The 13,873-nt window shown below is 61.9% G+C and carries 11 protein-coding genes; 6 read left to right on the top strand and 5 right to left on the bottom strand.

The genetic code is table 11. The annotated features are described in order from the left end of the window. Nucleotides 1-10: 10 nt before the first annotated feature. Nucleotides 11-1,975 (bottom strand): S9 family peptidase, encoded by a 1,965-nt coding sequence (locus ACFPN2_RS13890; protein WP_380597455.1) that lies wholly within the window; start codon nucleotides 1,973-1,975, stop codon nucleotides 11-13. Between the two features lie 205 nt (nucleotides 1,976-2,180). On the opposite strand from ACFPN2_RS13890, the gene ACFPN2_RS13885 reads away from it, so the two are divergent. The 6 genes from ACFPN2_RS13885 (at nucleotide 2,181) to ACFPN2_RS13860 (ending at nucleotide 10,256) form a co-directional block, all read left to right on the top strand. Next, nucleotides 2,181-2,348 (top strand): hypothetical protein, encoded by a 168-nt coding sequence (locus ACFPN2_RS13885; protein ID WP_380597453.1) that lies wholly within the window; start codon nucleotides 2,181-2,183, stop codon nucleotides 2,346-2,348. 16 nt (nucleotides 2,349-2,364) lie between these two features. Further along, a complete protein-coding gene (locus ACFPN2_RS13880) occupies nucleotides 2,365-3,441 on the top strand; it encodes a DNA topoisomerase IB (RefSeq protein ID WP_380597451.1) in 1,077 nt (358 codons plus the stop codon). Nucleotides 3,442-3,516: 75 nt separating this feature from the next. Next, complete coding sequence (locus tag ACFPN2_RS13875) at nucleotides 3,517-6,297, top strand: DUF2339 domain-containing protein (RefSeq protein ID WP_380597449.1); 2,781 nt, start codon at nucleotides 3,517-3,519, stop codon at nucleotides 6,295-6,297. A gap of 11 nt (nucleotides 6,298-6,308) precedes the next feature. Then, nucleotides 6,309-7,673, top strand: coding sequence for a DUF3999 domain-containing protein (locus ACFPN2_RS13870; protein WP_380597447.1), 1,365 nt, complete (start codon nucleotides 6,309-6,311; stop codon nucleotides 7,671-7,673). A 168-nt stretch (nucleotides 7,674-7,841) separates the two neighbouring features. Then, nucleotides 7,842-9,767 (top strand): tRNA uridine-5-carboxymethylaminomethyl(34) synthesis enzyme MnmG, encoded by a 1,926-nt coding sequence (gene mnmG, locus ACFPN2_RS13865; RefSeq protein WP_380597445.1) that lies wholly within the window; start codon nucleotides 7,842-7,844, stop codon nucleotides 9,765-9,767. Between the two features lie 201 nt (nucleotides 9,768-9,968). Further along, entirely contained in the window at nucleotides 9,969-10,256 is a 288-nt protein-coding gene (locus tag ACFPN2_RS13860) for an NfeD family protein (protein ID WP_380597443.1), read from the top strand. Nucleotides 10,257-10,261: 5 nt separating this feature from the next. Here the strand turns inward: ACFPN2_RS13860 and ACFPN2_RS13855 are convergent, their stop codons facing one another. From ACFPN2_RS13855 to ACFPN2_RS13840, 4 genes are all read right to left on the bottom strand, one after another. Then, nucleotides 10,262-11,404 carry an SEL1-like repeat protein gene (locus tag ACFPN2_RS13855; protein WP_380597441.1) on the bottom strand — a complete coding sequence of 381 codons (1,143 nt, stop codon included), beginning with the start codon at nucleotides 11,402-11,404 and terminating at the stop codon, nucleotides 10,262-10,264. Between the two features lie 29 nt (nucleotides 11,405-11,433). Continuing rightward, the gene (locus tag ACFPN2_RS13850) at nucleotides 11,434-12,171 is read right to left on the bottom strand and encodes an SIMPL domain-containing protein (RefSeq protein WP_380597439.1); all 738 of its coding nucleotides are present in this window, start codon (nucleotides 12,169-12,171) and stop codon (nucleotides 11,434-11,436) included. Between the two features lie 109 nt (nucleotides 12,172-12,280). Next, entirely contained in the window at nucleotides 12,281-12,895 is a 615-nt protein-coding gene (gene gmk / locus ACFPN2_RS13845; protein WP_380600124.1) for a guanylate kinase, read from the bottom strand. An 11-nt stretch (nucleotides 12,896-12,906) separates the two neighbouring features. Next, entirely contained in the window at nucleotides 12,907-13,761 is an 855-nt protein-coding gene (locus ACFPN2_RS13840; protein WP_380597437.1) for a YicC/YloC family endoribonuclease, read from the bottom strand. Nucleotides 13,762-13,873: the final 112 nt, after the last annotated feature.

The raw sequence follows: 13,873 nt of genomic DNA, 5'->3' as shown, positions 1-13,873 counted from the left end.
GTAGCTATCGTCAGCTCTGCGGCTGATTCAAATATTTGCCGTGCCAATCCAGATAGCGCTGCATCCGATCCTTCAAATACGACGGCTTGCGAATCCCGTGGTTCTGTCCCGGATAAATCACCAGCTGCGTCGGCACACCGAGGCTGCGGAGCGCTTGATACATCTGCTCCGAATTCAGCAGCGGCACGTTGAAGTCCTGATCGCCGCACAGAAACAGTGTTGGCGTCTTGATGCGATCCGCATGTAGGAACGCGTACGAGTTGTGCAGGTAGGTCTCCAGGTTCTTCCAGGGTACACCCAACTCTATCTCGTATTCGCGGATGTACATGTCCGTGCCGTACCCCGCCAGCACATTCGAAATCGACGCGCCGCTGGTCGCCGATTTGAAGCGCGTGTCCTTGGCGATCACGACATTGGTGAGAATGCCGCCATAGCTCCAGCCGCCGACGCCCAATCGATTCGGATCGGCGATGCCCTGCTGGACGACATGATCCACGGCGGCGAGCACGTCTTCCGAATCCTTGCCGCCCCAATCTTTGTAGATCGCCGTCGTGAATGCCTCACCTCGGCCCGAGCTGCCGCGCGGATTGGCAGAGACGATCACGTAGACCTGCGAAGCAAAGATCTGCCACGGCAGCGTGAAGGAGTTCGCGTACTGCGCGACCGGACCGCCGTGAATCCACAGCAGCGTCGGATAGCGCTGGCCAGCAACGTAGCCCGAAGGCTTCACGATGAAGCCGCTGATGCGAGTGCCATCCTTCGACGAGAACGAAATCTCCTCGGTCGTGCCGAGCTTCGCGCTCGCCAGCCACTCATCATTGTGATGTGACAGCAGGCGCGGCTGCTTGCCGTCCAATGCATAGACCGCATCAGGCGAGTCCACCGTGCTGTCGAGCACGGCGATGCGACCTTTGCTATCGACAGAGTACGCCGTGGTTTCACGCCGGCCGTCGAGCAGGCGATCGACCTTGCCGCTAGCGACAGCAATGCGCGACAGGACCTGGTTGCGATCGTCTTCCAGCAAGAAATAAATCGACTTGCCATCGCCCGCCCAACGCGGCTCGACGACATTTCGATCCAAAGACTTCGTGAGCAGGCGCGACGTCCCGCCCGACGCAGCGACCACAGCGATGTTGTGAACCGAGTAATAAATGAGCTTCGGATCACCGGCGGTGACGAATGCCAGCTCGCGTCCATCAGGTCGCCAGCTCGGCGCGCTCATCCAGGAGGAATCGCCTTCGTCGCCTTGAAACTTGGTGATCAGCATCGCCGACGCGCCCGCGCGCGGCTCGATCGTATACAAGCCGAACTCATTGTTCCGATCCGGATCTTCGTTGCGATTGCTATAGAACGCGATCCGGCTGCCGTCGGGCGACCAGCTCGGCATGCTTTCGTCGAAGCGGCCCGGCGTGAGGTTCTCCGCCTTGCGCGTGGCCATGTCGAATACATACAAATGCTGGCGCTGCGTGCCCAGATAGCCGGTCACGTCTTCTTTGAAGTAGAAACGATCGATGACGATGGGCGGCGGTGTCTTATCTTTATCCGCGCCTCGCAACTTGCGGGGATCTTCGTCACTGACGATCAGCGCCAGCTTCTTGCCGTCGGGCGACCAGCGAAAATCCACCACGTCGCCGTTGAAGCCGGTCAGCGGCTTGGCCTCGCCGCCCTGTCGATCCAGCAACCAGACTTGTTCCGGCGGCTCGTCTTCGCCGCGAGCGGTGAGAAAGCCGAGATACTTGCCGTCGGGGCTCCAGCGGGGCGTGCTCTCGCTATCGTCGGAGTTGGTGAGCTGCACGTTTTGTTTGCCGTCCCAGCTCGACATCCAGATATGACTGTTGCCTTTGTCCTTGACCGGATCGGCGGTGCGAACCACATAGGCCACCCACTGGCCGTCGGGCGAAAGTTGTGGATCGCTCACCTCGCGCACGGCGTTGATGTCCTCGGCGGTGAGGGCACGGCGCTCTGCTGAGGCCATGACCATTGACGGGACAAACTGACAAGCCACCAAGCCGAGCAACAGAGCACGCAATGGGGCATTCAACATAGGAATGGCGCTCCCGGAGAAAGAGGACCGGGAGAGTGTCGTACGGCAATTCCTGCGTCAATTCAGCCAATCGGAACCAAGCCAATTTCCGGGCGTTTTCCCACGGCAGCCGTTATCCGGCGCAAGGGGTGAGACTATGAAGCCGTTGGTATGGTTGGGTTTGGCATTGGTGGTGGCGTGGGCCGTGCTCTGGCTCGGCATCAAGATGGCCGTGTTCGCGGTTCATGCATTGCTATTGATCGGCGTGGCGCTCATCGGGTGGGGCCTGCTGCATCGGGGGCATGCCGACAGTAATCCGTCCTAACAAATGATAGTCGGCGATGCGTGACCTGCCGCCAGACCTACCCGAGTCGGTGCTGCAGGCTCATCGGCACGCACGCGCCAACGGCTTGATCTATGTGTCCGACGCCGAGCCGGGCATCGAGCGTCACAAGCGCGGTACCGGCTTCTACTATGTCGGGCCCGATCACAAGCGCATCGGCGATGAGAAGGTGCTGGCGCGGATTCGCAAGCTGGCGATTCCGCCGGCGTATACCGAAGTCTGGATTTGCACCAAGGAGCGCGGTCATCTGCAAGCGACCGGGCGCGACGCGCGCCGGCGTAAGCAATATCGCTATCACGCCGAGTGGCGCACGACCCGCGACCACGGCAAGTTCTCCAAGATGATCGAGTTCGGCGCGCAGCTACCGAAGCTGCGACGCCGGCTCAAGCAGGACCTGGCGCTGTCCGGACTACCGAAGAACAAAGTGCTCGCGGTCATCGTCACCCTGCTCGAAGAAACATTGATCCGGGTCGGCAACGAGGAGTATGCGCGAGCCAATCGGTCTTATGGACTGACGACCCTCAGAAACAAACACGTGAAGTTTCTGCGAGACGGCCGGGCGTCCTTCAACTTCCGTGGCAAGAGCGGACGGCAGCATGAAGTGGTTCTGGACGACCGCAGACTCGCGCGCCTGATCAAACACATTCAGCAACTGCCGGGACAGGCACTGTTCCAATATGTGGACGATGATGGCCAGCGTCAGCCGGTGGACTCGGGCATGGTCAACGAGTATCTGCGCGAGGCGATGGGCGGCGACAACGATTTTACCGCCAAGGATTTTCGCACCTGGGGCGGCACGGTCAGAGCCATCGCCTTCCTGGCCTGCCAGGAGCGGCAGGAACCGATGAGTCAGCGTGCCTTCAATGGCTGTGTCGCCGCCACGGCTCGCAGTGTGGCCGAGACTCTGGGCAACACGCCGGCGGTGTGCCGCAAGTCATATATCAATCCCGTCGTGTTCGATGCCTGGAAGGCGGGAATGGTCGAGCAACGAGTGCCGCGCCAGTCAATGTCGCCGCGACGCATGGAGCTGGCCGCGCTGGCGTTGCTCAAGATTCAGCATAAGACCAAGAGTTAAATCAGCCGTTTGCGCTTCGGGCGGCTCTCCAGCAAGATGCGCCCGCCGGGACCCCGGCACAGAAGCGGTACGCGCATGCAGCCGGAAAAACAAACGTCCTCTAAAGGATCGACCATCGGCCTGGCGTTGCTGTTCGGCGTGATCGGTGCGTCGTTGACGTCGGACCTGGAGAATTTCTGGTTCGGTGCCCTGCTCGGCGCCTTGCTGGCTCAGATCTTCCACCTGCGCGGGCGGGTGCAGGCTTTGGATGAGCAGCTGCAGTCGCTGCGGATGAGCATCGAGTTGCCCGAACCGACGCGACGTGCGCCTCCATCGCCAGCAACGGCTGAAAGCACGCCGCCAGCAGCGCCGGCAACTCCTGCGCCTGCGACGGCCGCGGCTCAGGCACCGGCACCGGCACCGCAAGTCACATCGCCAGTGCCGCTACCCGTTGCTCAGCCGACGGCAGCTCCGACGCCGCCTCGCGAACGTGTGGCTCCAACACCAACGCCGCCGCGTCGCCCTGCTCCGCCGCCGGAGCCCACCGCGATCGATCGATTGGTGGGCGAGTTCATCAGCTGGCTCAAGCGCGGCAATCCGTTGGCGCGCATCGGTATCGTGATTCTGTTCTTCGGCGCGACGTTTCTGGCGAAGTACGCCGCCGAGAACAGCCTGTTCCCGATCGAGCTGCGTTTCGTGGCGATTGCCATTGGCGCGTTCGCACTGCTGATCATCGGGTGGCGACTGCGCGATAAACGGTCCGTCTATGCACAGCTGCTCCAAGGTGGCGGCATCGCCGGCTTATATCTAACCGTCTACGCAGCGACGCGCTTCGACTTGCTGCCGACGGGTCTCGCGTTCGGTTTGCTGGTCGTGATTGCATTGGCCGCGGCCATTCTCGCGGTGGGGCAGAATGCGCTGTCACTCGCCGTCATCGGCACTGCCGGCGGCTTCCTCGCGCCCATCATGGTGTCTACGGGCAGCGGCAATTTCATCGCCTTGTTCACTTACTACGCCGTGCTCAATCTCGGCGTGTTCGCGGTGGCCTGGTTCCGCACCTGGAAAGTGCTCAACGTGCTGGGCTTCCTGTTCACGTTCACGATCACGGGTCTGTGGCGCGTCAACGGTTATCAAAGCGACGATCTGTTGGCGGCCGACGCGTTCCTGATCTTGTTCTTCCTCATGTACGTCGGCGTGTCGATCTTGAACTGCGTGCGTCAGCCGCCGGACTTGAAAGGCTACGTCTCCGGCTCGTTGGTGTTCGGACTGCCCATCGTTGCGTTCGGCTTGCACGCGTCGATGGTCTCGCCCATCGAATACGCCATGGCCTGGAGTGCCTTTGCGCTCGCCGCGTTCTATCTGTTGCTGGGCTGGATGCTGTATCAAACGCGGCGTGAGAGCTTCCGTCTGCTGGTCGAAGCCTTCGCCGCCTTGGGTGTGATCTTCGCCAGTCTCGCGATTCCTCTGGCCTTCGATACCCGCACGACGGCGGCGATGTGGGCCGTCGAAGGTGCGGGCTTGCTGTGGCTCGGTGTGCGCCAGGAACGCAAGCTCGCTCGCGCGTTCGGCGCGTTGTTACAGATCATGGCCGGCATCGGCTATCTGATCGGCATGCATTACCGGAACGCCACCGATTTGCCGGTTCTCAACAGCACGTTGCTGGGCGCGGTGATGCTCAGTATCTCCGGCATCTGCACGGGCTATTGGCTGTTTCGTAATCGGGCCAAGCAAGCGCGTTACGAAGGCGGCGCCGATGCTGTGTTCACGCTGTGGGGCGTGGGTTGGTGGTTACTGGGCGGCCTGCGCGAGGTCGATATGTACCTGCCGAGCGCTTCGTACGGCGGAGCATTGAGCTTCGTCGCATTGACGGTCGCGCTGCTCGCCTGGCTCAGCTTGAAACGCGAATGGCGCTTGCCGCTGCTCATCGCAACTTATTTGCCGCCGATCTTCGCCTTGATCGCGCTGGCGGGCGCGCTCGACTTTGTTCATCCGTTCATTCGCTGGGGTGCCGTGGGTTGGGTGCTGTTGTTCGCTGCGCACTTCTCGATGTTGCGTCTCGGGGAGAGCCGCGATGTTCAAGGTCTCAACTGGCTGCACGCCGGCGCGGTGTGGGTGTTCACGCTGGTCGTTGCCTGGGAGGCGAGTTATCAAATCGGCGAGCTGACCACCGGCGTGTGGGCGCTGTTGCCTTGGGGTGTCGTGCCAGCGCTGGTGATTGCGTGGCTCGGACGCCAGCAGTTGCGACCGCGTTGGCCGGTGGCGGCACGCGAGAAAGCGTATCGAGTGTACGGCGCGCTGCCGGCCGCTGTCGGCATGATGCTTTGGATCTTCATGATCAATATCAGCAGCACGGGCGATTCGACCTGGCTGCCCTACCTGCCGTTGCTGAACCCGCTCGATATCAGCGTCGCGCTGTGTTTCGCATCGCTCGCGATGTGGTGGAGCTCGCTGAGCGTCCAGCAACGTGAGACCAGCTGGCCATTCGATTGGCGAGCGTTGATCGGCGTCATCGCCGCGCTGGTGTTTGTCTGGTTGAACGCCGCGCTGATCCGCACGCTTCATCACAACTTCGGCGCGCCGATCACCGCTTACGGCATGGCGCATTCGACCCTGGTGCAAGCGTCCATTTCGATTTTCTGGGGTGTGCTGGGCTTCACGGCCATGACCGTTGCCGCGCGTCAGCGCTGGCGGTACGTCTGGATCGTGGGTGCGGGGTTGATGATCGTCGTGGTGGCGAAACTGTTCCTGGTGGATCTGTCTAATGTCGGCACTGTCGCGCGCATCACCTCGTTCCTGACGGTGGGCGCGTTGTTGCTGGTGACGGGCTATCTCGCGCCTCTGCCTCCGCGCAAGGTGAGCGAGCAGGTAACGGAGTAATGGAATCGTTTATGACCGTGCGTTCAATGGTTGTCTCGGTGGGTTGTTTGCTGGCGGCGAGCGTCGGCGCGGCGCCGCCCAGCAAGAACGACTACTCCAGCGGCATGTCGGTCAGGGCGAACTACGCGCAGCCGATGATCGAGGCCGTGCTGCCCGACGATGTCTATCGCGTCGTGACCCGCGCCGATCTCGGCGATCTAAGAGTCTTCAATGCCAACGGAATGCCGGTGCCGCACGCATTCTGCGCGGCTCCGTCGAGCATGGCGCCGCAGGTGACGGAGCAGTCGCTGCCAGTGTTCGTACTCAAAGGGCGGGATCAGATTTACACCGATAACTCGCGCGTAGCCGTTGAAACATCGGCGGGCACGCGAGTGAACGTGGAGGAATCGTCGGCACCCACGTCGGATGTTGTGAGCGGCTTGATCCACATCATCGATGCTCGCGACAGGCAGCAGTTACGCGCCATTCGTTTCGACTGGAGCACCCCGGACGGTGTTTCGGAAGTGAAGGTTCGTATCGAGGCCAGCGACGATCTGGATCAATGGCAAACCGTCGTGCACATCACCACGCTGTTACTTGCGCAGCAGGACGGACAGGAGTTGCGTCGTGAACGCATCGTGTTGCCGACTCGCGAATACCAGTATCTGCGCGTGCAACGGGTCGACAGCGGTCCGCCGCTGGTTCTCAACTCGGTGACGGCTGAAGAGGTGGCCGAGGCGGAAGAGATCGAGCCCATGTGGTTCAACGCGACCCACGTGGAATCGAAGGAAGCCGATGTTTTGTACTTCGACTCTCAGCACGTGGCGCCCGTCACCTATGCACGCGTACGTCTGGCGCAGGAGAACAGCACGGTCAGCGTGAATTTGCAGAGCCGGCCGGATGAAGAGTCGCAGTGGCGCAGCCGCTGGAGCGGCGAAAGTTATGTCATCGTCTCGGACACGGTCCGGCGGGAGAGCCCGCCGGCGCAGTTCCAAGCGGCCAGCGATCGATATTGGCGCCTGCAGATCCTGAAAGATCCCCAGGTGTATCAGGACAGCACGCTCGAGCTGGGTTATCGGCCGGCCAAGCTGCGGTTCCTGGCGCAGGGGCCGGGCCCGTTCACGGTCGCCTTCGGCAGCCGTCGGGCGGAGCCGGCTCAACCGGCCGTTTGCGACGGACTGCTGGCCAACATGAGTGCCGCCGACCGCGAGCGGATGGTCGAACAGGGCTTTGTGGACCCGATGGTGCCGCTGGGCGGCGCCGATGCCCTGAAACCCCTGCCCAAGAAGACGCCGGCCAAAGTAGTTGTTTTGTGGGGGGTACTGGTGATCGGCGTGGCGCTGCTGGTCGGAATGGCCCTGTCGCTGCTCAGGCGCGTAAGGCATCCCACGAACTGAGATAAGGCAAATAAGTGCTGGGTACATGGATGTACCCCGCCGCCATAGGCGGCGGCGAGAGGTAAAAGTCACGCCTTTTACCGAATCGCGCGAGGGTCGTGGCAGGATGCCCGAGCCCTCGCTTAAAATGGCCGCCCTTTTCCCCAGGCTGCGGTGCGCAGCACTCCCATGCGCTTTCCGCAAGAGTTCGATGTCATCGTGGTAGGCGGCGGTCACGCCGGCACCGAGGCGGCTCTGGCCTCGGCCCGGATGGGTGCGCGCACGCTGTTGCTCACGCAGAGCATCGAGACGCTCGGGCAGATGAGCTGCAATCCCGCTATCGGCGGCATTGGCAAAGGCCATCTGGTGAAGGAAATCGATGCGCTGGGCGGCGCCATGGCGCAGGCCGCGGATCGTGGCGGAATTCAGTTTCGGACTTTGAATGCCAGCAAGGGCCCGGCGGTTCGTGCCACCCGAGCTCAGGCCGATCGCGTGCTGTACAAGGCGGCGGTCCGTTTCATGCTGGAGAACCAGCCGAACCTGACGCTCTTTCAGCAGGAAGTTGCCGACCTCGTGGTCGAGCACGAGCGCGTGCAAGGCGTTGTGACTCAGACCGGCATCGAGTTTCGTGCGCGGGCCGTGGTGCTCACGGTGGGCACGTTCCTGGCGGGAAAAATTCACGTCGGGCTCACCAATTATCAGGGCGGTCGCGCGGGTGATCCGCCGTCGAATCGTCTCGCCGAACGCTTGCGTGCACTGCCGTTCCGCGTCGGTCGTTTGAAGACTGGCACGCCGCCACGAATCGACGGCCGCACGATCAACTATGAAGGCCTGCTGGTGCAGCCGGGCGATGAGCCGGCGCCGGTGTTTTCATATCTCGGCCGTCGTAGCGATCATCCTCGCCAGGTGAATTGCCACATCACCGCGACCAACGAGCGCACGCACGACATCATTCGCGCGGGCTGCGATCGTTCGCCCATGTATACCGGCGTCATCGAAGGCGTCGGGCCGCGCTATTGCCCGTCGGTGGAAGACAAGATCCATCGCTTCGCCGACAAGACGTCGCATCAGATCTTCATCGAGCCGGAAGGACTGACGACGCACGAGATTTATCCCAACGGTATTTCCACCAGCCTGCCGTTCGACGTGCAGCTGGACCTGGTGCGCTCGATCAAAGGTTTCGAGAACGCGCACATCACGCGGCCGGGCTACGCGATCGAGTACGACTACTTCGATCCGCGCGATTTGCGTTACAGCCTGGAAACGAAGTTCATCGGCGGTCTGTTTTTCGCCGGTCAGATCAATGGCACGACGGGTTACGAAGAGGCCGCCGCTCAAGGCTTGCTCGCGGGCCTGAACGCTGCGCTGCTGACACAGGAGCGCGAGGCGTGGACGCCGCGTCGCGACGAGGCTTACATCGGTGTGCTCGTCGACGACTTGATCACTCGCGGCACCAGCGAGCCTTATCGCATGTTCACCAGCCGCGCCGAATATCGACTGCTGCTGCGTGAAGACAACGCGGATCTGCGCTTGACCGAGAAGGGCCGCGAGCTCGGCCTGGTGAACGATGAGCGTTGGGCATTCTTCAACACCAAGCGCGCAGCGATCGACGCTGAAGTGGCGCGACTGGACAAGGCGATCGTCCGACCGCAGCACCTCACCGAAGAGCGTTCGATCGAACTGCTCGGCACGACGCTGGCTCGCGAGGCTCACGGTTTCGATTTGTTGCGACGGCCGGAAGTGTCGTACGAATCGCTCACGTCGATCGAGCAGGTCGGCAAGCCGGAGTGGATGAACGCGCTCGACGTCGATGAGCGGCTCGCTGAACAAGTCCAGCTGCAAGTCGAAGTGCAGGCCAAGTACACCGGCTATATCGATCGACAGCAGGATGAGATCGAGCGGCAGCGGCGTCATGAAGACACACGCTTGCCGGACAACATCGACTACGCGCAGGTGCGTGGCTTGTCCATGGAAGTTCGTCAGCGCTTGCAGGAAGCACGGCCGGAAACGGTCGGTCGCGCAGCGCGGATTCCCGGCATTACTCCAGCGGCGATTTCACTTTTGCTGGTTCATCTGAAGCGCCGCCAAGGCGTTCCCTCACAGCGGGCGGGCTGATTTCGCGCTTTTGCTACGGAACTCGAAGTCGTTTCACAAGTCTTGGATGGGGCATGGCGATGGCGCCTGCTATTCCGTAAAGTTCCGTTTGTCCCGGGTCGATGTTTTGAGCGAGAGCACAGCGTAGCTGTGATCTCATTCGTCGTTTCCCCTAGGGCTTGCTGCTAGTCTTCCACTGTCATTTAACTGTTTGCACGTTCCATGATCTGGTTCGCCCTCTTTGCCACCACGGTGTTCGGCTTCTACTTCTGGAGACAATATGTCCAGAAGCAGCGCGAGTTGAACAGCCCGCTCGCCAGCCATCGCTCCGGCCATAGTCACATTGGTCAGGTGGTGGTGTTGGAGCAGGGGTTGCAGAACGGCGCGGGCCGCATTCGCCTTGGCAATCGGGATTGGTCGATTCGCGGGCCGAATCTGCCGCCCGGCGCGAAGGCTCGCGTCACGGGCGTGGACGGCACCGTGCTACTGGTCGATCGCGTCGCGGCTTGAGCTAGCTAGCGACAGCCGTTCTCTTTCTTCGCGCGCTCGCCGTTATCTTTCCACAAGGTTTCGGCCTGCGACTTCGCCGCATCCAGCACCTGCGTGGGCTGGCCTTTTTCCAGCATCGGAATGCTCTGCGCGAAGCCTAGCGACGTGACGATATAAGCGTCGCCCATGCAGCCGGCTTCATTCAGCTGATCCCCGAAGTATTGCCACGCCAGCAATTGCACGCGTGGCATCTGGCGGCCCCAGGGCATGCGCGCCATGGACAGGAAAGCGGTCGGCTCACCGTCGCGTGCGGCGTCGGTACCGAATGCGAGCGCGGTACGCGCATCGGCCGGGTGACCATCGCAGCCCAGTGCCATGCAGTTCGCCAGGTCTAACTTCGCTTTGGGCATGGTGCGACCCGCGACTTTGAGCAGATCGCGAATCTTGCTGACGTTCTCGGTGGTCTCGCCGCGTTGAACAGCCATCAGCAGATTGCTCGCCGCTGCATACATTGCAGGTGCGTAATTCTTACTGATCGCGGACTGTAACAAAGCCTCGCGCTTCGCCGGATCGCGAACGAACGGCGCCAGTTCCGTCGCACTTGCTGGATCGCCTGCATCGGCAGCCGCGCGCAAGCGCGCTTCAATGCCACCGAAATCGAACCGAGCCTGACTGCAACCTTGTCTGGCGCGCGGACTGAATTCAGCGTCAGCCTTGAGCACACCGGCGACTCGACCGGCCCGCTCCGGCGGAAATTGTTTCGCGACCTGCGGCAGCTGGGCCTGCCAATCCTGCTGGCGCGATTGAGAAACGGAATTGCACCAGTGCTGGATGCGCACGAGTGCGATGTTTGCATCCCGATCGCCCTGCGCCGCCAGCGTGCTCAACGACGCGACTGCTTTATCGGCTTCACCGCGCGAGAGCTGGTCGATCACCTCTTCGTTGATCTTCAAGCCACGAAACTCACGAAACGTGGAGACCCGCTGTAACGTTTGCTGGAATTGAGTTTCGTCGGTCGGCGCGACGGTGATGGCGGGCGCTTCCGGCGGTGCTTCGGGAGGCGGCGCCTGCTTCGGCTTTTCGATAGCGAGCGCCGAGCTTTGAATCAAGAACAGCGCCGCCGTGAAGGCAGCGCTGCGTAGGGTCGTTCCGTGAAAGCCGCGATTCATGTGAATTGCTGCCTCCGTAACGCGTGGGGTTACGGCGTGGTGTTGGGAATCAGATCGTACTCGACCTGCACCGTGCCGTTGAATCCCATCTGACCGCTCTGATACGAGCCGGCCGCATCCGAGGCCATTTCAGCGCGAGCCATGTTGGCTTTCATCATCGGCATCGGCGGCGGCGAGTAGCCGGAGCTGGCGGAGATCGTGCGCGGCGCACCCAGGCGGGCACCGGCGGCCTTCGCCACCGCTTCGGCATTCAGCTTCGCGTCAGCCACGGCCTTCGCGAGGGCTTCGCGTTCCAGATCGCGACGCTTGGTCGAGTCCAGGCGCGGATCGCCCACCGAGTTCACACCGAGGTCGAACGACTTCTCCATCAGCTGACCGAGCTTGTCCAGATCGCGCAGCTCGATTTCGACCTGACGCGACACGAAGTAACCGATCAGGTTGCGCTCCTTGGCGTTGTTGTCCCAGTTGTACTCAGGCTGAACGTTCACACGCGTAGTGCGCACGTACTTCTGATCGATCTTCAAATCGCGCGTCAGTTTCAGCACGGCGTCGACCGTCTTCGCGACTTCGTTGCGCGCGTCTTCCATCTTCGGCTTGCGCGATTCGACGCCCAGCGTCACCAGCGCACGATCCGGCTCGGCCTGAATTTCGCCTTGACCGGTGACACTGACAGTGCGCGGACGCTCGGCTTCCGCGCCGGCGGCCCAGCCGGACACCATCAACGCGCAGGCAGCGGCGGTGGTGAGCTGAAGGGTTCTGAGTTTCATGATGCTTGTTCCTTGATGAAGCCGCTCATCCGCGGCAGTCAGATGCTTTGTCTGTTGCCGCCACGGCAAGTTCAGCGTCCGACCGCGTCCGAAAAAAATATCGACGGGGTTAACCCAGCAGGCGACGGATCAACGTTTGTAGCTCAGGGCGGTCGCGTCTGAGCGCTTCGCCAATACCGGCGATGATGGTTTCAAGATCCGTGGTGGCGCGCTCGAAGTCATCGTTAACGACGACATAATCGAATTCGTTCCAATGCGACATGTCGGCGATGGAGTCGCGCAGGCGGCGCGCGATCACTTCGTCGTTGTCGGTCTGGCGGCCGCGCAGACGCTGCTCCAGCGCCTCGCGTGACGGCGGCAGGATGAAGATGGACTGACATTCGGGCATGGCGCGACGAATCTGTTGCGCACCCTGCCAGTCGATTTCGAGCAGCACGTTCTCGCCCTCGCGGAGCATGCTTTCGACTTGGGGCTTCGACGTGCCGTAGTAATTGTCGAACACGCGTGCGTGCTCGAGGAACTCGCCGGCATTCACCATGCGCTCGAACTCAGCGTGATCGACGAAGAAATAATCGCGGCCGTGCTGTTCGTTGGGCCGCGGCTTGCGAGTCGTATAGGAAATCGAAAACTTCAGCGACGGCACGCGCGCCATCAATGCGCGCACCAGCGTCGTCTTGCCCGCGCCCGAGGGCGCGGCGATCACAAATAATTTTCCCCGGGTCACCGACACTTCGCTCATTCCACGTTCTGTACTTGTTCGCGCATCTGCTCGATCGCGACTTTCATATCTACCGCCGCGCGCGTGGTCTCGCTGTCCTGAGACTTCGAGGAAAGCGTGTTGGCTTCGCGGTTCAGCTCCTGCATCAGGAAGTCGAGGCGGCGACCGGCAGGCTCAGCGGAGCTGAGCACCGATGTCACCTCTTCCAGATGCGCACCCAGGCGATCCAGCTCCTCGTCCACATCCATCTTGTGTGCATACAGCACCAGCTCCTGCTCCAGGCGCTCCGGATCCGGCGTCGTGCCGAGCTGCGCAATGCGCTCGACGATGCGTTCACGCATGCGTCGCGAGACTTCGGGCAAGCGCAGGCGGACGGCCTGGACTTGCGTGCGCATGGTTGTACACCGGGCCAGCAGCAACTCACGAATGCGTTGCCCTTCGCGCAGCCGTGTCTCGTTCAACTCGTTCAGCGCTTCCTGGACCAGTTCCAACGCGGCCGCGAGCACGGGCTTGATGTCCACCTCGGCCTCGCGCACCACGCCGGGCCAGCGCAACAGATCGAGCGGGCTGACGGGCGAGGGATACTTCAGCTGACCGCGCACCTGGTCGACGCGGGCAATCAGTTCTTCCAGCAGCTGCGGATCCAGCTCCAGCGAGCGCTGCGTGCCGGCGGCCGACTTCAAATACAGGTTGGCGTCCACCTTGCCCCGGCGTAGTGCCGCCGCGACAGCCTGGCGCACGTCGTTGTCCAGCGCCTTCAGCTCTTCGGGCAGACGCAACGAGGTTTCGAGGTAACGATGGTTCACGGTGCGCACCTCGCACACCAGCGTACCCCATGGGCCCTGGCGCTCGCGCCGGGCGAAACCTGTCATGCTGCGGATCATTTATTTCGTGCCGTAGGAAAGATTAAGGCAAACGCTTCTTACACGGTGCCTGACGCGATGCTATAAAGCGACGCCTTGGAAAGGGGCAAGTGTAACAGCA

Origin of the sequence: Steroidobacter flavus (assembly GCF_042651805.1) — a bacterium.
GTDB lineage: Bacteria > Pseudomonadota > Gammaproteobacteria > Steroidobacterales > Steroidobacteraceae > Steroidobacter > Steroidobacter flavus.
The sequence above is the reverse complement of the archived record's forward strand: the minus strand, read 5'-3'. Positions and strand labels throughout refer to the sequence as shown.

What these genes read in the sequence shown, in the direction of transcription:
- ACFPN2_RS13860 (WP_380597443.1), top strand. Translation starts at nt 9,969, where the DNA reads ATGATCTGGTTCGCCCTCTTTGCCACCACGGTGTTCGGCTTCTACTTC.
- ACFPN2_RS13875 (WP_380597449.1), top strand. Translation starts at nt 3,517, where the DNA reads ATGCAGCCGGAAAAACAAACGTCCTCTAAAGGATCGACCATCGGCCTG.
- ACFPN2_RS13850 (WP_380597439.1), bottom strand. Translation starts at nt 12,171, where the DNA reads ATGAAACTCAGAACCCTTCAGCTCACCACCGCCGCTGCCTGCGCGTTG.
- ACFPN2_RS13840 (WP_380597437.1), bottom strand. Translation starts at nt 13,761, where the DNA reads ATGACAGGTTTCGCCCGGCGCGAGCGCCAGGGCCCATGGGGTACGCTG.
- ACFPN2_RS13885 (WP_380597453.1), top strand. Translation starts at nt 2,181, where the DNA reads ATGAAGCCGTTGGTATGGTTGGGTTTGGCATTGGTGGTGGCGTGGGCC.
- ACFPN2_RS13855 (WP_380597441.1), bottom strand. Translation starts at nt 11,404, where the DNA reads ATGAATCGCGGCTTTCACGGAACGACCCTACGCAGCGCTGCCTTCACG.
- ACFPN2_RS13880 (WP_380597451.1), top strand. Translation starts at nt 2,365, where the DNA reads ATGCGTGACCTGCCGCCAGACCTACCCGAGTCGGTGCTGCAGGCTCAT.
- ACFPN2_RS13890 (WP_380597455.1), bottom strand. Translation starts at nt 1,975, where the DNA reads ATGGCCTCAGCAGAGCGCCGTGCCCTCACCGCCGAGGACATCAACGCC.
- ACFPN2_RS13870 (WP_380597447.1), top strand. Translation starts at nt 6,309, where the DNA reads ATGACCGTGCGTTCAATGGTTGTCTCGGTGGGTTGTTTGCTGGCGGCG.
- mnmG (WP_380597445.1), top strand. Translation starts at nt 7,842, where the DNA reads ATGCGCTTTCCGCAAGAGTTCGATGTCATCGTGGTAGGCGGCGGTCAC.